This window comes from Micromonospora sp. NPDC048930 (assembly GCF_043197935.1).
GTDB lineage: Bacteria > Actinomycetota > Actinomycetes > Mycobacteriales > Micromonosporaceae > Micromonospora.
The window spans coordinates 725,751-748,086 of record NZ_JBICUB010000001.1; the positions used below are offsets into that span (position 1 = coordinate 725,751).

Annotated in this window: 19 protein-coding genes; 13 read left to right on the forward strand and 6 right to left on the reverse strand. The window is 73.2% G+C overall.

Annotated features, from left to right (window positions below; all coding sequences use genetic code 11):
- Positions 1-156: 156 nt before the first annotated feature.
- Entirely contained in the window at positions 157-1,689 is a 1,533-nt protein-coding gene (locus ACGFI9_RS03180) for a glycosyltransferase family 39 protein (protein ID WP_393174307.1), read from the reverse strand.
- A 424-nt stretch (positions 1,690-2,113) separates the two neighbouring features.
- On the opposite strand from ACGFI9_RS03180, the gene ACGFI9_RS03185 reads away from it, so the two are divergent.
- Entirely contained in the window at positions 2,114-2,869 is a 756-nt protein-coding gene (locus ACGFI9_RS03185; RefSeq protein WP_393174309.1) for an alpha/beta fold hydrolase, read from the forward strand.
- Positions 2,866-4,185 carry a cytochrome P450 gene (locus tag ACGFI9_RS03190; RefSeq protein ID WP_393174310.1) on the forward strand — a complete coding sequence of 440 codons (1,320 nt, stop codon included), beginning with the start codon at positions 2,866-2,868 and terminating at the stop codon, positions 4,183-4,185. Before ACGFI9_RS03185 ends, ACGFI9_RS03190 begins: the two co-directional genes overlap by 4 nt.
- 73 nt (positions 4,186-4,258) lie before the next feature.
- Here ACGFI9_RS03190 and ACGFI9_RS03195 read toward each other — a convergent pair whose 3' ends face one another.
- From ACGFI9_RS03195 to ACGFI9_RS03205, 3 genes are all read right to left on the reverse strand, one after another.
- Positions 4,259-4,864 (reverse strand): TetR/AcrR family transcriptional regulator, encoded by a 606-nt coding sequence (locus tag ACGFI9_RS03195; RefSeq protein ID WP_393174312.1) that lies wholly within the window; start codon positions 4,862-4,864, stop codon positions 4,259-4,261.
- Between the two features lie 136 nt (positions 4,865-5,000).
- On the reverse strand, positions 5,001-6,092 hold the full coding sequence (locus ACGFI9_RS03200; protein WP_393174314.1) for an aldo/keto reductase: 1,092 nt from the start codon (positions 6,090-6,092) through the stop codon (positions 5,001-5,003).
- Positions 6,093-6,243: 151 nt separating this feature from the next.
- Positions 6,244-7,155, reverse strand: a complete 912-nt coding sequence (locus ACGFI9_RS03205; protein WP_393174316.1) for an NAD-dependent epimerase/dehydratase family protein — start codon at positions 7,153-7,155, stop codon at positions 6,244-6,246.
- 305 nt (positions 7,156-7,460) lie between these two features.
- Between ACGFI9_RS03205 and ACGFI9_RS03210 the strand changes: the two genes are divergently transcribed.
- The 4 genes from ACGFI9_RS03210 (at position 7,461) to ACGFI9_RS03225 (ending at position 13,021) form a co-directional block, all read left to right on the forward strand.
- Positions 7,461-8,543: a hypothetical protein gene (locus tag ACGFI9_RS03210; protein WP_393174318.1), complete on the forward strand. Its 1,083-nt coding sequence runs from the start codon at positions 7,461-7,463 to the stop codon at positions 8,541-8,543.
- 195 nt (positions 8,544-8,738) lie between these two features.
- Entirely contained in the window at positions 8,739-10,112 is a 1,374-nt protein-coding gene (locus ACGFI9_RS03215) for a glycosyl hydrolase family 18 protein (RefSeq protein ID WP_393174320.1), read from the forward strand.
- 157 nt (positions 10,113-10,269) lie between these two features.
- On the forward strand, positions 10,270-12,342 hold the full coding sequence (locus ACGFI9_RS03220; protein ID WP_393174322.1) for a phosphocholine-specific phospholipase C: 2,073 nt from the start codon (positions 10,270-10,272) through the stop codon (positions 12,340-12,342).
- Between the two features lie 169 nt (positions 12,343-12,511).
- Positions 12,512-13,021 carry an FBP domain-containing protein gene (locus ACGFI9_RS03225; protein WP_393174324.1) on the forward strand — a complete coding sequence of 170 codons (510 nt, stop codon included), beginning with the start codon at positions 12,512-12,514 and terminating at the stop codon, positions 13,019-13,021.
- A 154-nt stretch (positions 13,022-13,175) separates the two neighbouring features.
- On the opposite strand, the gene ACGFI9_RS03230 is transcribed toward ACGFI9_RS03225, so the two are convergent.
- Positions 13,176-13,784, reverse strand: coding sequence for a DUF402 domain-containing protein (locus ACGFI9_RS03230; RefSeq protein WP_393174326.1), 609 nt, complete (start codon positions 13,782-13,784; stop codon positions 13,176-13,178).
- Positions 13,785-13,908: 124 nt separating this feature from the next.
- Here ACGFI9_RS03230 and ACGFI9_RS03235 point away from each other — a divergent pair, with 124 nt between their 5' ends.
- Positions 13,909-14,931, forward strand: a complete 1,023-nt coding sequence (locus tag ACGFI9_RS03235; protein WP_393174328.1) for a zinc-dependent alcohol dehydrogenase family protein — start codon at positions 13,909-13,911, stop codon at positions 14,929-14,931.
- On the opposite strand, the gene ACGFI9_RS03240 is transcribed toward ACGFI9_RS03235, so the two are convergent.
- Positions 14,890-16,371, reverse strand: coding sequence for an amidase (locus ACGFI9_RS03240; protein WP_393174330.1), 1,482 nt, complete (start codon positions 16,369-16,371; stop codon positions 14,890-14,892). The genes ACGFI9_RS03235 and ACGFI9_RS03240 overlap by 42 nt on opposite strands.
- A gap of 224 nt (positions 16,372-16,595) precedes the next feature.
- Here ACGFI9_RS03240 and ACGFI9_RS03245 point away from each other — a divergent pair, with 224 nt between their 5' ends.
- The 6 genes from ACGFI9_RS03245 to ACGFI9_RS03270 all read left to right on the forward strand — a co-directional run bounded on the left by ACGFI9_RS03245 (position 16,596) and on the right by ACGFI9_RS03270 (position 22,336).
- Positions 16,596-17,006 carry a hypothetical protein gene (locus tag ACGFI9_RS03245; RefSeq protein WP_393174332.1) on the forward strand — a complete coding sequence of 137 codons (411 nt, stop codon included), beginning with the start codon at positions 16,596-16,598 and terminating at the stop codon, positions 17,004-17,006.
- 14 nt (positions 17,007-17,020) lie between these two features.
- Complete coding sequence (locus ACGFI9_RS03250) at positions 17,021-17,617, forward strand: cell wall protein (protein ID WP_393174334.1); 597 nt, start codon at positions 17,021-17,023, stop codon at positions 17,615-17,617.
- Between the two features lie 74 nt (positions 17,618-17,691).
- Entirely contained in the window at positions 17,692-18,558 is an 867-nt protein-coding gene (locus tag ACGFI9_RS03255; RefSeq protein WP_393174336.1) for a MauE/DoxX family redox-associated membrane protein, read from the forward strand.
- Between the two features lie 432 nt (positions 18,559-18,990).
- Complete coding sequence (locus ACGFI9_RS03260) at positions 18,991-19,674, forward strand: BTAD domain-containing putative transcriptional regulator (protein WP_393174338.1); 684 nt, start codon at positions 18,991-18,993, stop codon at positions 19,672-19,674.
- Positions 19,675-19,932: 258 nt separating this feature from the next.
- A complete protein-coding gene (locus tag ACGFI9_RS03265; RefSeq protein ID WP_393174340.1) occupies positions 19,933-21,831 on the forward strand; it encodes a phage tail sheath subtilisin-like domain-containing protein in 1,899 nt (632 codons plus the stop codon).
- Position 21,832: 1 nt separating this feature from the next.
- Entirely contained in the window at positions 21,833-22,336 is a 504-nt protein-coding gene (locus tag ACGFI9_RS03270) for a phage tail protein (RefSeq protein WP_393174342.1), read from the forward strand.

Here is a 22,336-nt window from a genome sequence, read left to right on the forward strand (position 1 = left end):
AGGCGTGTATCGGCGGCGACGGCCACGTTCCCCCCATGGGTCTGAGTCTTGCTCGCGAATGGTTGCTGTTCCTAGGCAGGCAAAGAGGCCGAAGAAGTGCGAACTACCGATGCGACCGGACAGCCGCGCGGGCGGAACTCCGGAGGCGCTCGCCGGTCAGAGATCCGTGTACTCGTCCACCAGCAGGGCCAGCGTGAACCCGCTCGGTCGCCAGACCTGCTCGACGTGATAGCCCGCCCGGAGCAGCCGCCCGGTGGCACCGCTGGCCGGCGGCACCGGGTCGGTGCGCTCGCCCACGCGGATCACCCACAGTCGCCGTACGCCGCGCAGGCAGCCGGGGAGGCATCCGGGGGCCGGCGTCGCGCCGTCGACGCGTGGCGTCGTCCCCGCGAGCACGTCCACCGGCCGGCGGTCGGGACGCAGGTAGCGGGCCACCATGTCGCGGACGTCCGAGCCGTCGCCGGCGTCCCCGAAGCCGTAGATCATCCCGTCGCCGGGTCGCCAATGACCGTCCATGATCTCGGCGAGCCGGCGGGGGGCCTGGTCGTGCCCGTCGGGCGCCCGCACGGCGGCCTGCGCGGGGGCACCGATGAGGGCGATCACCGCCAGCACGCCCACCGACCACCGGGCGCGTACCCGGGACAGGGCGGCCGCGCCGAGCGCCGCCCACGCCGGAAGCGTGAACAGCAGCCACTGCGGGGACCAGATCGGCGTCACCCGTGCGACCAGCACCAGGAGGAGCGGGGGCAGCACCGCCCAGGCGGTGAAGACGGCCGCGGCGTACCGCAGCGGGAGGCTGAACAGCGCCAGCCCGGCCAGCACCGCACCCAGCGCGGTCACGCCGAACAACTCCCGGGGGGCCGCCGTGAGGGCGGTCAGGTCGGGCCGGGCCACCGTGGCGAGCTGCCCGCCGTCCCGGAGCACGAGCCAGCTCAGCGCGGCGGCGGGCAGCGCGCCCACGATCACGGTGGCGAGCCACCGGCCGGCCACGCCGCGCCGGAAGGCGAACACGGCCCAGCCGTGCCCGACGAGCAGCAGGAGCGCCACGACGTGACACAGGCCCAGCACGACCACCGCGCCGCCGTACGCGACGAAGCGCCGCAGGCTCGGCCGGTCGACGGCCGACAGCAGCAACCAGGTGGCGAGCACCGCGGCGAGCAGGGTCAGCGCGACCGGCTGGGCCGCCTGCGCGTACCGCGTCGAGGTCGGCAGGAGCGCGAAGATCAGACCGGCCAGGAGCCCGGCGCCCGGCCCGAACATCCGGGCCGCCACCGCGCCGACCAGCGCCGCGGCGGCGGCCATGGCCAGGATGGACGGTACGCGCAGGGCCAGGTCGGAAGCGCCGAACGCCTCGACCCAGGCGCGCATCAGCAGGTCGTACGGCGTGAGCGTGCCGTCGCCCCAGTGCGGCGCCGACCAGTCCGGCCAGGACGAGGTGGCGCTGCGCCAGGTGGCCAGTTCCTCCCTGCCCAGGCCCGGCATGCCGGCCCCGACGGCACCGAGCACGCCCATCAGCAGCGCCGGCACCAGCCAGGCGGCCATCCGCCGTGTCGTGGCGGTCGCCGGCCGGCCGAGCGCCTCGGCCGACTCTGTCCGGCGGTCGGTCGGCAGGTCCTCGTCCCAGGGATCCTCGAGGCCGGCCTCCACCGGCCCGAGCCGGGGCAGGACCATGGTGTCCGCGTCCTTCATCGTGATTCACGCATCTCCGTGGGCTCCGGCGACAGAGGCCCAGCCCGCCCGGCGGTGCCGCGGGTCGGCGTGCTCGGGATGTGCCTGACCGAGCAGTACGAGCCCGCACCCGAAGTCCCGGGTCGATGACTGGATGACACCGTGGAGCCTAATGAGCAGAAGTCGACATAACGCCCGAAAAACTCAAAAGGGGCATACCCATTCACCTCACCCGGGGATCGCCGGCCGGCCACGCCGCGCCGGGACAGCGCCCGGGTCACCGGCCGGTTAGCTGATCATGTGCGAGGACCTCGGTCACCGCCGTCCGCTGCTCTTCCGTTCGGTCCGCGGGCAGGCTACGGTCGCTCTCACACCGCCGGCGTCACCGGCGCTCGGATCGTTCACCTCGGTCGCAGCGCCGCCACCGCGGAAGGGGTTCGCCGCCATGACGATCAATCAGGTCACCGTCGGTCAGGGACCGCGCAGGGTGCTGGCCCTGCACGGGTGGTTCGGGTCCGCGAAGGGCTGGGGCGGCCTGCCGGACCTGATCGACACCGAGCGCTTCACCTGGGCCTTCCTCGACTATCGGGGATACGGCGCCCGCGCCGGGGTGGCCGGTGACCACAGCATCGCGGAGATCTCCCGCGACGCCCTGGACCTCGCCGATTCGCTCGGCTGGGACACGTTCTCGGTGGTCGGGCACTCCATGGGGGGCAGCGCCGCCCAGCGGGTGCTCGCCGACGCCCCCGAGCGGGTGGAACGCCTCGTCGGCATCAGCCCGGTCCCGGCCGGCGGGGTGCCCTTCGACCTGCAGGGCTGGGCGCTGTTCGACGGTGCGGCCGCCAACCCCGACAACCGGCGCGCCATCATCGACCTCACCACCGGCAACCGGCTGTCCGGCCGCTGGCTCGACGAGATGGTCAGGTTCTCCCTCGACAACTCCACCCGGGAGGCGTTCGGCGCGTACCTCACCGCCTGGGCGCGTACCGACTTCACCGACGAGATCAAGGGCAATCCGGTGCCGGCGCTCGCCGTCGTCGGCGAGCACGACCCGGCGCTGGGTGCCGACACGATGCGCCAGACCTGGCTGCGCCACTACCCCAACGCCCGGCTCGAGGTGCTCGCCAACGCGGGGCACTACGCGATGTACGAGACGCCGGTGCGGTTGGCCACGGTGCTCGAGGAGTTCCTCGGCCAGTGACGGTCGATCCGACGCCCCTGGTCGACCCCCGCACCTACGTCGACGGCGTCCCGTACGACCTGCTCGCCACGCTACGGGCGGCCGGCCCGGTGGTGTGGGTCGAGGAGCCGCCGCTGCTCGGACTGCCCGGCGGGCCGGGCTTCTGGCTGGTGCTCCGGCACGCCGACGTGACCGACACGCTCAAACAGCCCCGGCTCTTCTCGTCCTGGCTCGGCGCCACCCAGATCCGCGACCCGGCCAGCGCGACGGACCTGGGTTACGTCCGGCGGATGATGCTCAACATGGACCCACCAGAACACGGCCGGTTGCGCCGGCCGGTGGCCCGCTCGTTCACCCCGCGCGCGGTCGCCGCGCTGGAGGCGTCGATCCGCGCCAACGCGACGGCGCTCGTCGAACGCACGCTGGGCGACGCGGACGAGGGCACCTGCGACTTCGCCCGGGACCTCGCCGCCGACCTGCCGCTGCTCACCCTCGCGGACGTACTCGGCGTGCCGGAGCCCGACCGCTGGCTGCTGTACGACTGGTCGAACCGGGTGATCGGCTTCCAGGATCCGGACTACGCCGTGTCGGCCGCCTTCGACCCGCGGGCCGGCACCCCGGCGGCCCGCGAGGCGCTGCGGCACCGGCCCGTCCCGGACGCCGACGGCCGGATGCCGGACCCGCGCACCCGCGCCGGGATGGCTGACCTCTACGCGTACGCGCACCTGCTGGCCGAGTCCAAGCGCCGCAGCCCGGGACCGGACGTCATGTCCATCCTGCTCGCGCAGCACGGCGACGACCGGCTCTCGGTGGACGAGTTCGAGAACATGTTCTGGCTGTTCGCGGTCGCCGGCAACGAGACGATCCGCAACGGCCTGCCGGGCGCGATGATCGCGCTGCTGGAACACCCCGCGCAGATGGCGCGGCTCCGCCGGGACCCGGCCCTGTTCGACACCGCCGTCGACGAACTGCTGCGCTGGTGGACGCCGGTCATGCTGTTCCGGCGTACCGCCACGATGGACACCGCCGTCGCCGGCGTACCGGTGCGGGTCGGGGACAAGGTGGTGGTCTCGTTCGCGTCGGCCAACCGCGACGAACGCGTCTTCGCCGATCCCGACCGCCTCGACCTCACCCGCCATCCCAACCCGCACCTCGTCTTCGGCCACGGACCGCACTTCTGCCTCGGCGCCCACCTGGCCCGGTGCCAGCTCCGGGCCCTGTTCGAGGCGCTGCTCGCGCGCACCGCCAGCATCACGTACGCGGGCCCACCCGCCTACCTGCGCTCGAACTTCCAGCGTGGGGTGAAGCGGTTGCCCATCCACTGGCGGCGTCGCTGATCAGGCCCCGGCCTCGCGCAACCGCCCGTCGGCCAACCGCAGCGCCGGACTCGCCGGCCGGCGGGCCCCGCCGTCACCCCGCCCGCACCGACCCTCGAAGGGCGCCGATGGCCAGGTCGAGGACGGCCTCCAGGTGGTCGGTCCGTCCGGTCGCGAGCAGCAGCAGCACGCCGCCCTGGATGCCCGCCAGCAGCGCCGCGGCGGCGCGGTCGGCGTCCACCTCCGCGGCGATGTCGCCGGTCGACTGCATGTGCCGGATGCCGTCGGCGAGCGCGTCCTGCCAGCGCGACATCAACGCGGTGAGCACGGCCCGCGCGGCCGGGGAGCGCCGGCCCGTCGGGCCGAGCAGGCCGCTCAACGGGCAGCGCTGGCCCTGCTCCCGGTAGCGCGCGACCACCCGGTCCCGCCACGCCTGCCAGGCGGGCCAGGAGGTGAGGTCCCCGAGCATCGGCTGCTGGTCGGCGAGCACCTGGTCGGCCTCGTGCTGGGCCACCGCGAGCAGGAGTTCCTCCTTGCCACCGGGGAAGTAGTGGAACAACTGGCTCTTGCTGGTGCCCGTGCGCCCCATCACGTCCTCGAGGCGGACCTCGTCGACGCCCCGCTCGCGCACCTCCGCGGCGGCGCCGGCGACGATCCGCCCCCGGGTCGCCTGGCCCTTGCGGGTCAGCGCGTGCGCCATGAGCCCTCCGCCGATGAGACGTGCCAGCCCCACCGTAGCGGCCGGCGCGGCCGGCTGCCGCCGCCGAGCCGGCGGCACCCGGCCACGACCCGCCCCGGCGGGACGCGGTCGTGGCCGGGACGGGTACGGACGCGGCTCACGCGGCGCGGTTGAGGACCGGGGGCGCGTACCCGGCCGGCTTGTCGCCGATGCCCAGTCCAGGGCTGACGATCCAGGACTGGTACTCCGGGGTGAACATCGAGTACGGGGTGGCCAGCGGCTCGGCGCTGGCCCGGGCGAGCCGGTCGCGCAGCTCCCGGGGGATCTCGAAGTCGAGCGCGGCGAGGTTGCCGTCCACCTGCTCCGGGCTGCTCGCCCCGATGATCACGGAGCCGACGGCGGGCTGGGTCGCCACCCAGTTGATCGCCACCTGGGCCATGCTCCGGCCCAGTTCGGCGGCGACGCTCTCCAGCGCCTCGATCACCCGCCAGTCCCGGTCACCGACCGGCCGCCCGTTCCCGCCCGCGCCGCCGAGCCGCCCCGCGCCGGTCAGGCCGTCCGCGGTCCGCCGGTACTTGCCGCTGAGCAGGCCCCCGCCGATCGGGCTCCAGGCGGTCAAGCCCAGCCCGAGGGACTGCGCCATCGGCACGTACTCCGGCTCGATGCCGCGAGCGACCAGCGAGTACGGCAACTGCAGGCTGATCATCGGGGTGAGCAGGTGCGCCTCGGCGACGCTCTGCGCCCGGGCCGCGTACCAGGCGGGGACGTCCGACAGGCCGGCGTACCGGATCTTGCCGGCCCGGACCAGGTCATCGAAGGTCCGCACGACCTCCTCGACCGGGGTGATCCGGTCCCACGTGTGCAGCAGGTAGAGGTCGAGGTAGTCGGTGCCCAGCCGGCGCAGGGACGCCTCGACCGCCCGGATCATGTGCTTGCGGCCGTTGCCGCTGGCGTTCGGATCCGTCGGGTCGACGCTGTTGGTGAACTTGCTGGTCAGCACCAGCCGGTCCCGCGCACCGGCGGCGGCGATCAGCCGGCCCAGGATCCGCTCGCTCTCGCCCGCGGTGTAGAAGTCCGCCGTGTCGATGAAGTTGCCGCCGGCCTCCAGATAGCGCCGGAAGATCGGCTCGGCCTCCGCCTCGGTTTTGCCGTAGGCGGCGTGGAAGCCGTCGGTCCCGAAGTTCATCGTGCCCAGGGCCAGGCGGCTCACCCGCAGCCCGGACCGGCCGAGCAGGTAGTAGTCGTGCATGGTGTGGATCTCCAGATGGCTCGTCCGCTACAACCGCGGCCCGCCCGGGCCGGGCCGCCTGGTCCACACCCTGTCTCGGCAAAAATGGACCCGCAAGTCCAGAAAACTGGCCAGGGTTGCCGGCGGCCCCGACCGGGACCACCGACGGCGGTCAGCGCCCGGCGGGAGCCACGTGGTCGCGCCAGGAGTGGCGGGGCTCGTAGCCCAGCACCCGTCGTGCCTTGTCGATGCTGAGCAGGGTCTCGTGCTCGCCGAGTTCCCTGCGGATCTCCACACCCGGGTAGACCTCGGCCATCAGGCTGGCGCTGGACCTGCTCATCACGGTGTCGGCGTTGGCGATGATGAAGACGTCGGCGCCGGGCCGGTCGTGGGCGAGCGCCCGCTCGACCGCCTGGGCCCCGTCGCGCGCGTCGATGTAGCCCCACAGGTTCCACCGGCGCAGGCGCGGATCGGCGTCGAAGGACGGGAACTGCGCGTAGTCCTCGACGTCCATCACGTTCGAGAACCGCAGGCCCACCATGACCAGCTCCGGATCCCAGCGGCAGAAGTGCCGCGCCATCTCCTCCTCGAGCGCCTTGTTCAGCGAGTAGGTCGACTCCGGCCGCGGCGGGTACTCCTCGTCGACCGGCGCGTACGGCGGCGCGGTGTCGAACGGCAGCCCGAGCACGGTCTCGCTCGACGCCCACACCACCCGCTTGATCCCCGCCGCCCGGGCCGCGGCGAAGACGTTGTACGTCGCCGCGGAGTTGTTCGCGAAGGTGGTCGCGTTGGGCTGCAGCCCGGGGGCCGGCACCGCCGCCAGGTGCACGACCGCGTCGACCCTGCCCCCGTGCTCGTCGGCGCCGCCGGTGAGGGCCTCCACCACCTGCCCGTAGTCGGTCAGGTCGACCAGCAGGAACTCGCCCTCGACGTCGCGGGGGTCGCGCCCGCCGGCGCGGTCCACGGCCAGGACGTCCACGCCCACGGCCCGCAGGTGGGCGACCACGGTACGACCGAGCTTGCCGGTGGCCCCGGTCACGACAACGCGTCCGGGGAGGGTGGAACCGAGAACAGCGCTGCTCATGGTTCACATCCTTTCCTGCGGTGCGCGCGGCCGTACACGCGGGGCGCGGCCGGGGGCCGCGGCATCACGGCACTATCCGGCAATTCCTCTTCTTCCCACCACAACCGGACCGCTCTGCCCCGCCGTCGTGTCCACCTTGCGCAGTCGCCGTTGTACCAGGTGTGACGGCGATACGGTCAGCCATCGGGACGAACGTCGCGACGGGCCAGCCCGGATGGCAGGTCAGGTGGGCCCGACGCGAGAACGAACGCCGGCAGCGGGCGCACGAGGCCGCGCTCGAGGCCTGGCACCGACGCGAGGAACAGTTGGTCCGGCTGCGTCTCGAGGCGGCCGGATTCCTCGGTTGCACGGAGCCCCGCACCGGCCTGCCGGCGGAGCTCGCCGACGACGAGGTCGTCTACCGCGTGCTGCCGAGCGTGGATCTGGTCGAGGCGGAGGCACGGCACCTCACCGGGCTGCCCGCGCCCGCACTGACGATCGCCACGGCGCCGGTCGGCGAGCCCGGACCGCTGCCGACCGGCTTGCGGGTCGTCGACACCGGCATGGCGGTGGTGACCAACCTGCGGGTCGCCTTCGCCGGGCGCACCGGCCGGCGGGAGTGGTGGCACGCCGACGTACGGGGGCCGGGTCACCATCCGGAACTCCCGATCACGCTCCTGCACACCACGGACGGTCGCCGGCCGGCCGGGTTGCAGGTGCCGGCCGCCGTGGCGGTGAACTTCCGGTTCTACCTGACTCTCGCGTTCGCCACCGCCAGCGGGGATCGGGCCGCCATCGCACCGCAGGTCGACACCCTGCTGGCGGCCCATCGCCAGGCCCGGCCGGCCCCCCCGCCCCCGGCGGCGCCCGCGGACGCGCCGATGCCGCTGCTGCGCCCGGAGCGCCTGGCCGCCGCCAGCGCCGTCGCCGTCGCCGTGACGATCGGCGTCCTGGCCGCCGGCACCGTGAACGCGCCGGAGGTGCCGTACCGGGCGGAGCCGGGAGCGAGCGGAATCGCCGCCGGCGCGGACGGCCGGGGCAGCATCGGCCGCGCGTTCCCGACCGCGCCGGGTGCCAACCCCACCGGCGGCGCCCCGGTCCCGTCGCGGACGGCCGGGAGCGGGACCCGGCCCACGGGTGGCGGCGGCGGGGTGGACGGGCCGGTCCCCCAAGCGGCAGCGGACCCCGGGGAGGCGGCCGCCGAGGCGCCGCCCGCGGCAGCCCCGAGACCGACGCGGACCGCCGGCACCGAACCGACCACGCCGGCGCCCCCGGCGACGACGGAACCCACGCACGCCACGCCCACCCCGAGCGACCCGACGCCCACGACCGATCCACCCGGGACGATCCTCTGCCTGCAACCCCTCCAGTTACCGATCGTGGGACCGCTCCTCTGCCCCGGAGCGTGACGGCCCGGGGGTCCACTGCGGCCGGACCGGCGTGCATCGAAGGACATCGTTGACGTCTTAGTTAATGCTCTTTAATATTTGGCCTACCTCGAGGAAGACCGTCCCTGCCCCACCCGTACGCCCGATCCGGCGACCGGCCGATCCCACGCCGGCCGGGCGGTACGGCCGCAACCCCGCCAACGGGAAGGCCCCTCGATGTCCTCACCACGCCCCCGCCGCTCGGCCCTGCTCTCCGGCCTGCTCGCCCTGGCCACCGCCGGCGCGACCATCGCCGTCGCCCCGTCCGCCGCCGACGCCGCGGTCCTGCCCAACAACTTCAAGAGCGTCGGCTACCTGCCGTCCTGGAGCGGCAGCGTCAACACCGTCCAGTACGGCAAGCTCACCCACGTCAACTACGCCTTCGTGCTGCCCAACGGCGACGGCAGCCTGCAACCGGTGGACAACCCCAGCAAGCTCTCCTCGCTCGTGTCGCTCGGGCACGGCAACAACGTCAAGGTGTCGATTGCGATCGGCGGCTGGAACGACGGCAACGACTCCGCGTTCGAGGCGCTCGCCGCCAACTCCGGCGCCCGCGGCGCCTTCGTCAACAACGTGGTCAGCTTCGTCAACCAGTACAACCTCGACGGCGTCGACATCGACTGGGAGTACCCCGACCCGGGCACCTCGGCCACCAACTACTCGCTGCTGATGCAGCAGCTCAGCAGCGCCCTGCACAGCCGCGGCAAGCTGCTCACCGCCGCCGTGGTCTCCGAGGGCTACTACGTGCAGGGGGTACCGACCGCGGTGTTCGGCTACGTCGACTGGCTGAACATCATGGCGTACGACGGCGGCAGCCCGCACGCCAACTACGACTGGTCGATCAACGCCGTGAACGGGTGGAAGTCGCGCGGCCTGCCCGCCGGCAAGGCGGTGCTGGGCGTGCCCTTCTACAGCCGGCCGGGCTACTACACCTACGCCGCTCTGGTCGGCATGGACCCGGCCAACGCCAACCGGGACTGCACCACGGTCAGCGGGGTGCAGCAGTGCTACAACGGCATCCCCACCGTCAAGCGCAAGACGCAGTGGGCGCTGGCCAACGCCGGCGGCATGATGAACTGGGAACTGTCCCAGGACACCACCGGCGCCACCTCGCTGGTCAGCGCCATCTACGACACCGTCATGGGCGGCAGCACGCCGCCGAGCGGGCGGACCGGCCCGATCACCGGCATCGGGGGCAAGTGCGTCGACGTCGCCTCGGCCAACACCGCCAACGGCACCGCCATCCAGCTCTGGACGTGCAACGGCACCGGCGCGCAGTCGTGGACCGTGGCCACCGACGGCACGCTCCGCGCGCTGGGCAAGTGCATGGACGTGACCAGCGGCTCCACCGCCAACGGGGCGAGGGTGCAGCTCTGGGACTGCAACGGCACCGGCGCCCAGGTCTGGCAGGCCCAGTCCAACGGCACGCTGCGCAACCCGCAGTCCAACAAGTGCCTGGACGCCACCGACGTCAGCTCCGCCGACGGCACCCGGCTGCAGATCTGGGACTGCTTCGGCGGCGTCAACCAGGTCTGGCACCTGCCGGCCTGACCGCTCCCGCCGGCCCCCGTCCCACCCGCTCGGGGGGACGGAGGCCGGTTGCGTCACCCGGCCGTTGACGTGCCGCTCGGGTGACGGACACGTGCGGTCCACCTGACGCCAATAGCGTGCACCCGCCAGCCGTTCGGCGCGAATCAGGTGGTGTCTCATGGCAAGTGTTGACCGTCGGAACTTCTTGAAGATGCTCGGCGCACCGGTGGCGGCGGCCGCCCTGCCGGTGGACTTCAGCAAGGCGCTCGCCATCCCGGCGAACAGTCGAACCAGTTCCATCGAGGATGTCGAGCACGTCATCTTCCTGATGCAGGAGAACCGGTCCTTCGACCACTTCTTCGGCACCCTGCGCGGGGTCCGGGGCTTCGCGGACCCGCACCCGGTGACCCTGCCCTCCGGCAGGAGCGTGTGGCACCAGCCGAACGGTGCGGGCGAACTGCTGCCCTTCCGGCCCGAGGTGCCGGACCTGGGACAGACCTTCCTGCCCGACCCGCCGCACGGCTGGACCGACACCCACGGCGCCTGGAACGGCGGCCGGTACGACCGGTGGGTGCCCAACAAGGGCGTGGTCACCATGACCCACCACACCCGCGCCGACCTGCCGTACCATTTCGCCCTCGCCGACGCCTTCACCGTCTGCGACAACTACCACTGCTCGGTGCTGGCGTCGACCGACCCGAACCGCTACCACATGTGGACCGGGTGGGTCGGCAACGACGGCAGGGCCGGCGGCCCGGTCATCGACAACGCCGAGGCGGGCTACGACTGGTCGACGTATCCGGAGCGGCTGGAGCGTGCCGGCGTGTCCTGGAAGGTCTACCAGGACGTCGGCCTCGGCCTGACCGCCGACGGTTTCTGGGGCTGGACCGGGGACCCGTTCATCGGCAACTACGGCGACAACTCGCTGCTCTACTTCCACCAGTACCAGAACGCCCAGCCCGGCACGCCGCTGGCGGACCGGGCGAGGACCGGCACCGAGATCCTGAAGCAGGGCCGCGCCCCGGAGGCGCTGCTGGCCGACTTCCGGCGGGACGTGGCGAACGGGACGCTGCCCCAGGTGTCCTGGATCGTGGCGCCCGAGGCCTACAGCGAGCACCCGAACTGGGGGCCCGACTACGGGGCCTGGTACATGTCGCAGGTCGTCGACATCCTGGCCGCACACCCCGAGGTGTGGAGCAAGATGGCCCTCTTCATCACGTACGACGAGGAGGGGGGCTTCTTCGACCACCTGGTGCCGCCGACGCCGCCGCAGAGCCGCGCCGAGGGCCTGTCGACCGTGCCCACGACCAACGAGATCTTCCCCGGCGACGGTCGGCGCCCCGCCGGCCCGTACGGCCTCGGTATCCGGGTACCGATGATCATCGTGTCGCCGTGGACCCGGGGCGGCTGGGTCAACTCGCAGCTGTTCGACCACACCTCGTTAATCCGTTTCCTCGAGGCCCGGTTCGGCAACGGCAGCACCGACCTGGTCGAGTCCAACATCACGCCGTGGCGCCGCGCCGTGGTCGGCGACCTGACCAGCGCGTTCGACTTCCGGACCCCGAACGCCTCGCCGCGGGTCGACCTGCCGGACACCGACGACCTCAAGCCGGTCGACCTCACCCGCCAACCGGACCAGGTTCCGGTCCCGCCGGCGGACCCGCGCCTGCCCGGCCAGGAGCGAGGGGTACGACCGGCACGGGCCATCCCGTACACCTTCCACGTGGACGGGCACGCCTCCGCCACGTCGTTCACCATCGACTTCCGCAACACCGGCGGTGCGACGGGTGTCTTCCACGTCCGCTCGGCCGACCCCGCCCAGGCTCCGCGCACCTACACGGTGGAGCCCGGCAAGCAGGTGACCGACAGCTGGGCGGCCACCTCGGGGTACGACCTGGAGGTGCACGGCCCCAACGGCTTCTTCCGCCGCTTCAGCGGCGGCGCGGGAGCGGCCCTCGACATCCGGACCCGGTACGACGAGGACGACCATGAGATCAGCCTGGAGGTGGTCAACCGGGGCACGCAGCGCGTCGAGGTGACGGTGGCGGACCGCTACTCGTCCCGGAACACCCGGCTGTCGGTCAAGCCGGGCGAGGCGAAGACCCCCTCGTGGTCGCTGTCGCGCACCCGGGGCTGGTACGACCTGACCGTCACGGTCGCCGGCGACGCCGGCTTCACCACCCGGTACGCCGGCCACGTCGAGAACGGCAGGCCCAGCATCAGCGACCCCGGCATGGGCGGCCTGATCTGACTGCTCCGGCCGTCGTCGCCGGCTGAGGTGACGGCCCGCCCCGTTCGGGGCGGGCCGTCACGCCGTCACCGCCGGCGGGGTGACACCCCTCACCCGAGCCGGCCTGGCCACGCGGCGGCGGGCGGAAAAGCGGGTGACCGCCGGCAGGGGGACGGTTAGCTTCCGCACCATGCAACCACTCGAGGAGAAGGACATCCGGCAGTCCTTCCTGAACTGCAGCAAGGGCGAGGCGAGCCGGATCCGGCTACCCGCCGGCTTCGCCGAGGGCAGTGTCCCCTGGGCCGACCTGGACTTCCTCGGCTGGACCGACCCGGGTGCCCCGCTGCGGGCACTGCTGGTCGTACCCGGCCAGGACGGGCTCACCGGCCTCGTACTGCGGCGGCCGGAGGCGTACAAGCCGAACGCCCTGCGATCGAGCATGTGCCGGATCTGCCTCACCGATCACGCCGCGTCGGGAGTGACGCTGTTCGTCGCACCGCTGGCCGGGGCGGCCGGGCGGAAGGGCAACACGGTCGGCGAGTACATCTGCGCCGACCTGGCGTGCTCGCTCTACGTACGGGGCAAGCGGCAACCGAAGATGCGGCTGGTCCGCCGGGAGGAGACCCTGACCCTGCAGCAGCGGATCGACCGGGCGATGGCCAACCTGGCGGCCTTCACCCACCGGGTCGCGGTGGGCTGACCGGCGGACGGACCGCTCGCCTTCCGTGAAGGGCGGAAGCTGCGCTGAGAGAGACGGCGAACCGATGAGAAACGCACCGAGTGGCGGCACAAGACGCGGCCCCGCCGGCCGCGACATCGCGGCCGGCGGGGCCGGATCCGTTCGACGGCGACTGTCAGGCCAAAGCTGACCGGAGCCGCAGGGCGGGCCAGTGCGGATCGGGACGGAAGTCGGTGTACGTGCCGTCGAAGGGGAAGTCGCCGGCCTCGATCAGCGTGATGAGCCGCTCCCCCTCCGCCCGGACAGCGTCCGCGGCAGCGCTGTCGAAGTAGAGCGGGTGCCCGATGCGTCCGCTGAACTCGTCGACGTCCTTCCACTCCCACCGTCGATGCGGCGTCACGACGATGTCGAGGACGTGGTCGTTGGTGTCGACGGCACCCGGTCGCCGGACGTAGGGCTGTTCGAGGTTCACGTACCAGCCGGCGAAGTCGCCGTCGCGGAAGAACCACCACACCGAGTGGGCGGCCTGCGGCGGCATGAGGACCAGGATGTCGTACGTCTCCCAGGTGAGGACCGTCAGCTTGGGATCACGCATCTCGTCAACGGGGGCGTCGTGCGGGGTGCTGCCGTCCGCGTCGACCAGCCTGGCGAAGTCACTGCCGGCCGGATGCCAGAGCAGCAGCCCGTCCTCGTCGTCGGCGATGACGCGCATCGGCTGTGCCCACGTGCACCACCGTCCGCGCAGATAGCGGCGGTGGATGATCTCGCCCGGCTCGAACCGCATCGCCGCAGCCTAGCCGCTCCTGATCGGTGCCACGGCCCCGGAACCCGGCCGGACCCCGGGGAATCGGAATCCCCCTGGCATGTCAGGATGCGGCGCATGCGTGCCGTGATCTTCGACGAGTTCGGTGCCCGACCCGAGGTCCGCGACGTGCCGGACCCCGTACCGCCGGCCGGGGGGTGCGGTCATCCGCGTCGAGGCGACCGGGTTGTGCCGCAGCGACTGGCACGGCTGGCAGGGACACGACCCGGACATCCGCCCGCCACACGTCCCCGGGCACGAGTTCGCCGGTGTCGTCACCGCGGTCGGCGCCGGCGTACGCAACTGGCGGCCCGGCGACCGGGTGACGGCACCCTTCGTCTGCGCCTGCGGGCAGTGCCCCGCCTGCCTCGCCGGCGACCAGCAGGTCTGCGAGCGGCAGACGCAGCCGGGCTTCACCCACTGGGGCTCGTTCGCCGAGTACGTGGCGGTCCAGCACGTCGACGTCAACCTGGTCCGGCTCCCCGACGAGCTGGACTACCCGACCGCGGCGGCGCTCGGCTGCCGCTTCGCCACGGCGTTCCGGGCCGTGGTCGGCCAGGGCCGGGTGGCCGCGGGCGAGTGGGTGGCGGTGCACGGCTGCGGCGGCGTGGGGCTGTCGGCGGTGATGATCGCGGCGGCGTGCGGCGCCCGGGTGGTGGCCGTCGACGTCGCCCCCGGCGCGCTGGAACTCGCCCGCGGCTGCGGGGCGACGGTCTGCCTGGACGGCAGCGCGCTCACCGCGCCGGGTGCGGTGGCCGCGGCCGTCCGGGAGGCCACCGGCCGCGGCGCCCACCTGTCCCTCGACGCGCTCGGCAGTCACGCCACCTGCGTCGCCTCGATCGAGAGCCTGCGCCGGCGCGGACGGCACGTGCAGGTCGGGCTCCTCCCTGCCGCCCAGGGCCGCCCGGCCCTGCCGATGGACCTGGTGATCGCGTACGAGCTGGAGCTGCGCGGCAGTCACGGCATGGCCGCGCACGCCTATCCGGAGCTGCTCGGCCTGGTCACCGCCGGGGTGCTGCGCCCCGCCGAGCTGATCACCCGCACCATCGGCCTCGCCGAGGCGCCGGACGCGTTGGCCGCGATGGACCTACCCGCCCGCGGCGGCATGTGCCTCATCCGGCCCCACTGAACCGGCATCCCGCTGCGGCACGGCACGGCCGTCGCCCGAGAGCACCGGATCGATCGGCGTGACGACCCCGTACGCGTCCTCGATGACCTGGGCGGCCGCGAGCGCCGTGAGGTCGCCGAACCGGCGGGCGGTGAACTGCGCGCCGACCGGCAGCCCGTACGCGGTCCCGCACGGCACGACCGCGGCCGGCAGGCCCAGGAGGTTGGCCGGCAGCAGTGGTCGGAGCAGGTCGAGGGCGGCTCGCAGGCCGTCCAGTGAGGTGATGTCCGCGTCGTGGCGGGGCGGCGGGGTGGCGCCGGCCGGGGTCAGCAGCACGTCCCAGTCGGTGAGGAACCGGTGCCACCGCAGCTCCGCGGCGTGCCGTTCGAGGTACATCGTCGTGACCGCGGCGGTGTCGATCGGCGGTAGCAACTGCTGGGCGTAGGTGAGGTACGCCTTCGAGCCCGGCCCGAGCACGCCCTCCAGGGCGGGCAGCAGCACGCGGAAGTCGTTCATCAGCAGCGCCGCCCACACGTCGGCCGTGCGTTCGTACCCCGCCGGGGCCGCCTCCTCCACGATGTGCCCGGCGGCGGCCAGGCGGTCCGCGGCGGTCCGGATGGCGGCGGCGATGGCCGGGTCGACCGCGCAGCCGGCCGGTTCGGCGGCGACCGCGATCCGGAGCCGGGCGTCCGGCTCCGGATCGGCCAGGGTGACCGGCAGGGCCAGGGGATCGCGCGGATGCGGCCCCGCGACCGCCAGCAGCCCGGCCCGCGCGTCGGCGACCCGCCGGGCCAGCACGCCCTGGGCCAGCATGAGCTGGTACGTGATGAGCGCTTCCTCCGGTGGGATCGACGAGGCGTGCGGCACGACGCCGGTCGACGGCTTGACGGCCACGATCCCGCAGCGGTTCGCGGGTTCCCGGACCGAGCCGCCGACGTCGTTGCCCACCCCCAGCGGGGACATGCCGCTGGCGATGGCGGCAGCCTCGCCACCGCTGGACCCACCGGCGGTGACCGCCTCGTGCCACGGGTTGCGGGTGCGGCCGTGGAGGGACGAGTCGGTGTGGGCGCGTACCCCGAAGTCCGGCATGTTGGTCCGGGCGAAGGGGATGGCGCCGGCGCCGCGCAGCCGTTCCACGACCGGCGCGTCGAGCGGCGCGAGCGCCTCGGCGAAGGCCGCGGCGCCGTGGGTGGTGGCGGATCCGGCGACGTCGATGTTCTCCTTGACGGTGACCGGCACCCCGTGAAGGGGGCCGAGTGGCGCCCCGTCCGCCACCGCCCGGTCGGCGGCGACGGCGGCGGCCGTCGCGCTGTCGTCGAGTCGGGCGACGACGGCGTTGAGGTGCCCGTTGACCTCCTCGATCCGGGCGCGGAACGCGTCGAGCACCGCCAGGCTGGTCGTCTCCCGGTTCCTGATGGCGGAAGCGATCTCCAGCGCGCCCAGCCGCCACAGCTCCGTCATGGGTCTCCTCCTCACGGTCGGCCGCCCGTATGCGGAGAACTGTAGGCTAATGATCTTCGATTGGATACACCTGTTGTCCAATCGGATGCACACCGATTCCGCGCCGTCGGGCGCATGTAGGAAATCTTCGTTCAAGGCGTTGACGCCGGTGAATCTCGACACAACAATTGCCATCCATATCGGCATTCATCTTTGTCGATAACCCGCTATGGGAGGAGGTATCCATGGCAGCTCTGCGTGGCGAGATGTCGTGGTTCTGCTGCGGCACCGCCTGGGGTCCCTGCGGCACCGCGGGAGGCGGTGCCTGCGGCACCTGCAAGTCGGGCAACTACCAGCACGCCTGGCCCAACACCTCGGACGCCTGCTTCGCCATCACCCACCCCGACACCTGCGGCATCAGCATGAGTCGGCGCGGCTGCGGCTTCCGGCACTACACCACCAACCTCTGCAACGGCGCCCGGGTCGGCACCACCATCGCCGACTGTGGCCCGCAGACCGACCTGTTCTGCGGCGAGACCACCTGCTGCGGGTCGGCCTGCGGCAGCAACCGGATCATCGACCTGACCCCCGCGGCGTTCAGCGCGATCGCCAGTCTCTCCGCCGGGCTGCGGCCCTGCTCGGTCGACATCGTCTGAACAGGAGGACCGCCATGCACCAGACCCTGGACCGTCGACGGCTGCTCGCCACCGCTGCGCTCGGCGGCGTGGTGGGCGCCACCGGGCTCGGCTCGCTCGCCCCCGAGGCCGCCTTCGCCGCCGAGGCGGCGGCCGTCGAACCCGGCGCTCCCGACCCGAACTTCGTCGAGGGCCGGATCAGCAAGATCTCCGGCCACCTGCTGCTGGTCACCGGATCGGACACCGTGCTGCACTCGATCCAGATCACCAGCGGCACCAGCATCTGGAAGCTGCACCCGACCACGTTCGACCAGGTGGCCGTCGGCGACGGGCTCTACGCCCGCGGCGTCCGCCTGCCCGACGGCACGCTCGCCGCGGACTCCGTCTGGGTCAACATCGTCAACCTGCACGCGCACATCGCCGCCGTCGGGCGCAACGTGCTGCACCTGGACCACCAGGGCCGGCGGATCGTCGCACACGTCGTGCCCGGCCGCTCCGCCGCGGTCTACAACGGCACACCGGCGGTCAGCGACCTGTCGCTGCTGCGGGTCGGCCGGCACGTGCAGGTGCTCGGCGCCTGGCACCCGGACACCAACGAGATCGACATCGCCACCGTCTACGCCGCCGCCTGACCCGGCGACTCCCCGGGCGGCGCGCACCCGCTCCGCCCGGGCCTCGCCCGCCGGCCAACCCGATGGGAGAACCCATGATCGACACGATCGCGGCGCTGCAACCACCGGTCCTCGGTGCGGTGCTGATCTGGTCCGCGCGCGTCAAGCTGTTCAGCCGGCACGCCGCAGCCGCCGCCCATCGGTCGGCGCTCACCCGGCTGCTCGGGCAGCGCCGGGCGCTGCCCGCGTACCGGCTGCTCGGCGGGGTCGAGCTGACCCTCGGCGCGCTGCTCCTGCTGCCACCCGTACTGCGGCTGGAGGCAGCCGCCGCGACCCTGCTGGCCGTCGGCTTCCTCGCCTACCTGACGTACGCCCGCCGGGCCGCCCCCGCCTCCTCGTGCGGCTGCCTGAGCGCCCGCGCCACCCCGGTCTCCGGCCGCAGCCTGGCCCGGGCCGGGCTGCTCGTCGCGGCGGCCGGGCTGGCCTGGCTGCTCCCCGGCGACTGGCCGGCCACCCTCACCGCGCGCCCGCTGGCCGGCGGCGCCCTGCTGCTCGCCGAGGCGGCGGCGGTGGTGGCGCTCTCCCCCGAGCTGGACGCGGCCTGGCTGCTGCCGCTGCGCCGGCTGCGGGCCCGGCTGACCCACCCGCTGCGCGGCGGCACCGGCCTCCCGTTGCTGGCCACCCTCCAGCAGGTCCAACTCAGCGACACCTACCGGCGGGTGGCCCCGCTGCTCCGCTCCGACGTGCGGGAGCACTGGGACGACGGTGACTGGCGCTTCGTCGGGCACGCCGCGCGCTACCAGGGCCGCGCGGTGACCGCGGTGTTCGCCGTGCCGCTGGCCGACCGCGATCCGGACACCGTACGGGTCGCCGTGGTCGACGACAGCACCGGACACACCCTCCTGGCCCTGGCCGGCACGCCGAAGCCCAGCGGTCCCCAGCTCGACGTCGTCCCGGCGTAGCGGGACGGGGTCCGGATCGGGCGGGATCACCGGCCTCGGTGATCCCGCCCGATCCCCAAGGGCGGCATCGGCCGCATCGTGCTGGCGGGCACGAAACGCCTTCGGCAAGCGCTGGGACATCGAAATCAGCGAAGGGCTGACCGACATCCGTCCCGCCGTGCAGTCCCAGCAGTGACCGAGGAGCCCGGAATCGGCAACCGCGGGCCGCCGGCCTGGCGGCTTGCATCGGCTTTCTTACACACCCTCGCCCGCCTGCCGCCGGGGCTGCCAAGATGCCCTGAGGAAGATCGCGAAGCGGTCGCTCAGACCGGGTGACAGCCGAGCGCCCCGGCTGGTCGCGTCAGGACGTGGCCGTGTCCCGGTGCCGGGCGCCCGGCGGCGGCACTGGCGGGAGGGCCGGTGGAGGGTACGGCGACAACTCAGGCCCGGCACGTGCGCGTCGAGGTACTGCACCGCTTCCGCGTGCTGGTCAACGGACGGTACGTCGCACTGCCCGAGGGCAGTCAACGGTTGATCGGCTGCCTCGCCGTCGCCGACCACCCCCGACCCCGGGCCACCCTGGCCGGGACGCTGTGGCCGGAGCGCAGCGAGCGCGACGCGCACGCGTCCCTGCGGCAGGCGCTCTGGCGGCTCAACCGGCACGTGTCCGGGCTGCTGGAACAGGACAACCAGCACATCGGGCTGGCCCGGGGCACCGAGGTCGACTTGCACGAGATCTACCGGCTCTCCGAGGCGGTCACCGACAGCGAGCCGCGGGTGGACCGGCAGGCCGTGCGCCTCCTGGAGGGCGACCTGCTGCCGGAGTGGTCCTACGACTGGCTGGACGGGCGACGCGAGTCGCTGCGCCAGGTACGCCTGCACACGCTGGAGGCGCTCGCGCGCAACGACCTGAAGGCCGGGTGTACCGCGACCGCGCTGGTCGCCGCGCTCGCCGCGGTCGGGCTCGACCCGTTGCGGGAGAGCGCCCAACGGATCGTGATCGCCGCCCACCTGGCCGAGGGCAACACGTCGGAGGCGATCCGCCAGTACGGCCGGTTCCGTGACCTGCTGTGGGACGAACTGCGGCTGCGGCCCAGCCGGCAGCTCCAGGAGATGCTGCCCGTGCCGGTCGGCTGACCGCGCCCGCCCCCGCACCACCCCCGTCCCGGGCTGCCCGGTACCCCACCGACCCACCGCCCTGCCGGCCGATCCTCCGTTCCGCCGGGCGGGCGGTCCTGCGTACCCGTTCGGCCGCCGCCGGCTGACCGCGGCGGCGGCGCCGGGCTGCCCGCCGGTGCGGCGACAACGCCGCGGAGACGCGCGGACAACGCGCCTGCGACGGCCCGGCCACGCTCGGGAGACGGGTCGGCGACGAGCGGCGGCGAGAATCCGCGCATGAGCGTGCAGACCACATACCCCGGCGTGTACGTGCTCGAACGTCCGTCGGGCAGCCACGCGATCACCGGTGTGTCGACGTCGTTGACCGCGTTCGTCGGCGCCGCCCGCAAGGGCCCCGGCGACACCCCCGTGCCGGTGTCCAGCTTCGCCGACTACCTGCGGCAGTTCGGCGACGTGATGGACACCGCGCACCCGATGGGTCACGCCGTCGGGCAGTTCTTCGTCAACGGCGGCGCCCAGGCCGTCGTGGTCCGGGCGCTCGGCGCGGGCGCGGCCGCCGGCACCCTCGCCCTGCCCGCCGTGAACGGGCTGACGGTGACGCTGCGGGCCCGCTCGCGCGGCGCGTACGCCAACGGCAGCGGCGCCGGGACGAGCGGGCAGACCGGCCTCTTCGCCGAGGTGAAGCCGGCCGACGACTTCCCGGCCGACCGGTTCGACCTGGAGCTCACCGAGTGGACGCCGGGCGTCGCCGGCGGGCCGGCGACGGTGAGCGTCAAGGAGGTCTGGCGGGAGCTGTCGATGTCGCCGGCCAGCACCCGGTACGTGGTGTCCGTGCTCAACGCCAGCACGCTGGTCACCGCCGAGGTCACCGGCACGCCGGCGCCCGCGCCCTCGGCCGGGACGTCCACCGGGGCGCTGAGCCCGGCGAGCGTCACCGTGACCGGCAAGACCTTGCGGCTCTCGGTCGACCAGGGACCGGCCAACGACTACGTCCTCTTCCCGGCCGAGGACCCGCCCGTCTCGCACACCCTGGCTCAGGTCCGGGACCACATCAACGCGCCCGGCTCGGTCTGGCCGGTGACCGCCAGCGTGTCCGGCGGCAAGCTCGTGCTGACCAGCAAGACCAGCGACCTGAACAGCGCGGTCGTGGTCGGGCTGAGCGGACTGAACGACGCGTCGGCCGACCTCGGCCTGGGCGTGGCCCGGGGCGGCGCCGAGGTGAGCGCGAGCGCGCCGTACCGGCCGGCCGTTGCCGCGGCGGCGCCGCTGGCCGGCGGCTCCGACGGGGCGACCGTCGGGGCGAACGAGATCGTGTCGGCCACCGCCGGCCAGGGCATGCTCGCCCTGGACACGTTGGACTTCCCCCGGTTCAACCTGCTCTGTCTGCCGGGCGTGACGACCGCGGACACGGCCCCGATCAACACCGCCCTGGACTACTGCCGGCGGCAGAACGCGTTCCTGGTGATCGACCCGGCCCCGGGGCTGAACCCGGCGCAGTTGAAGACCGCCGCGAACCTGCTGCGGGCGCAGGGCGCGCACGGCGCCGTCTACTGGCCCCGGCTGGTCACCCCGGACGGCGGCGCGGACGGCTGGGGGCCCAGCGGCGCGGTCGCCGGGATCATGGCCCGCACCGACACCTCGCGCGGGGTGTGGAAGGCCCCGGCCGGGCTGGAGGCCGGCATCGCCGGCGCGGTCGGGCTCACCGCGCCCACCAACGACGACGTCTCGGGCACGCTGAACCCGCTCGGGCTCAACGTGCTGCGCACCTTCCCCGGCGCCGGCATGGTGGTCTGGGGCGCCCGGACCCTCGCGGGCAGCGACGTGCTCTCCAGCGACTCCAAGTACGTGCCCGTCCGCCGGCTCACCGACTACATCCGGACCAGCCTCTACCTGGGCACCCAATTCGCCGTCTTCGAACCGAACGACCCGGACCTCTGGGCGCAGTTGCGCCTGGCCGTGGGGGGCTTCATGCGCGGGCTGTTCCGGCAGGGCGCGTTCCAGCAGTCCGAGAAGCACGCGGAGTCGGACAGCTTCTTCGTCATCTGTGACTCCTCGGTCAACCCGCAGACCGAGATCGACAACGGCCGGGTCAACGTGGTGGTCGGGTTCGCGCCGCTCAAGCCCGCCGAGTTCGTGATCATCACCATCACCCAGCTGAGCCAGGCAGGAGAGTGACATGGCCGAGTTCAGCGTGAACCCCACGCGCTTCGACCCGTACAAGAGCCACATGTTCCGCGTCCGGTGGGACGGCGTGTACGTGGCGGGGCTGTCGAAGATGTCCCCGCTGAAGCGGTCGACGGCGCCGGTGACGCACCGGATCGGCGGCGACCCCGGCCACGACCGCAAGAGCCCCGGCCTGACCACGTACGACGCGGTCACCCTGGAACGCGGCGTCACGCACGACCTCGCCTTCGAGGCGTGGGCGAACAAGGTGGCCAGCCTGCGCCAGCCGGGCATCTCGCTGCGGGACTTCCGCAAGGACCTCATCGTCGACGTGTTCAACGAGGCGAACCAGAAGGTGCTCAGCTACAAGCTGTTCCGCTGCTGGGTCTCGGAATACCAGGCACTGCCGGCGCTGGACGCCGCGACGGCGGTGGTCGCGATCCAGAGCATCAAGCTGGAGCTGGAGGGTTGGGAGCGCGACACCTCGGTCACCGAGCCCGCCGAGCAGAGTGTCTGA

Bases quoted from the DNA above. Each gene is read 5' to 3' on its own strand.
- ACGFI9_RS03180 (WP_393174307.1), bottom strand. From the start codon at position 1,689: ATGAAGGACGCGGACACCATGGTCCTGCCCCGGCTCGGGCCGGTGGAG.
- ACGFI9_RS03185 (WP_393174309.1), top strand. From the start codon at position 2,114: ATGACGATCAATCAGGTCACCGTCGGTCAGGGACCGCGCAGGGTGCTG.
- ACGFI9_RS03195 (WP_393174312.1), bottom strand. From the start codon at position 4,864: ATGGCGCACGCGCTGACCCGCAAGGGCCAGGCGACCCGGGGGCGGATC.
- ACGFI9_RS03200 (WP_393174314.1), bottom strand. From the start codon at position 6,092: ATGCACGACTACTACCTGCTCGGCCGGTCCGGGCTGCGGGTGAGCCGC.
- ACGFI9_RS03205 (WP_393174316.1), bottom strand. From the start codon at position 7,155: ATGAGCAGCGCTGTTCTCGGTTCCACCCTCCCCGGACGCGTTGTCGTG.
- ACGFI9_RS03215 (WP_393174320.1), top strand. From the start codon at position 8,739: ATGTCCTCACCACGCCCCCGCCGCTCGGCCCTGCTCTCCGGCCTGCTC.
- ACGFI9_RS03220 (WP_393174322.1), top strand. From the start codon at position 10,270: ATGGCAAGTGTTGACCGTCGGAACTTCTTGAAGATGCTCGGCGCACCG.
- ACGFI9_RS03225 (WP_393174324.1), top strand. From the start codon at position 12,512: ATGCAACCACTCGAGGAGAAGGACATCCGGCAGTCCTTCCTGAACTGC.
- ACGFI9_RS03230 (WP_393174326.1), bottom strand. From the start codon at position 13,784: ATGCGGTTCGAGCCGGGCGAGATCATCCACCGCCGCTATCTGCGCGGA.
- ACGFI9_RS03240 (WP_393174330.1), bottom strand. From the start codon at position 16,371: ATGACGGAGCTGTGGCGGCTGGGCGCGCTGGAGATCGCTTCCGCCATC.
- ACGFI9_RS03245 (WP_393174332.1), top strand. From the start codon at position 16,596: ATGGCAGCTCTGCGTGGCGAGATGTCGTGGTTCTGCTGCGGCACCGCC.
- ACGFI9_RS03250 (WP_393174334.1), top strand. From the start codon at position 17,021: ATGCACCAGACCCTGGACCGTCGACGGCTGCTCGCCACCGCTGCGCTC.
- ACGFI9_RS03255 (WP_393174336.1), top strand. From the start codon at position 17,692: ATGATCGACACGATCGCGGCGCTGCAACCACCGGTCCTCGGTGCGGTG.
- ACGFI9_RS03265 (WP_393174340.1), top strand. From the start codon at position 19,933: ATGAGCGTGCAGACCACATACCCCGGCGTGTACGTGCTCGAACGTCCG.
- ACGFI9_RS03270 (WP_393174342.1), top strand. From the start codon at position 21,833: ATGGCCGAGTTCAGCGTGAACCCCACGCGCTTCGACCCGTACAAGAGC.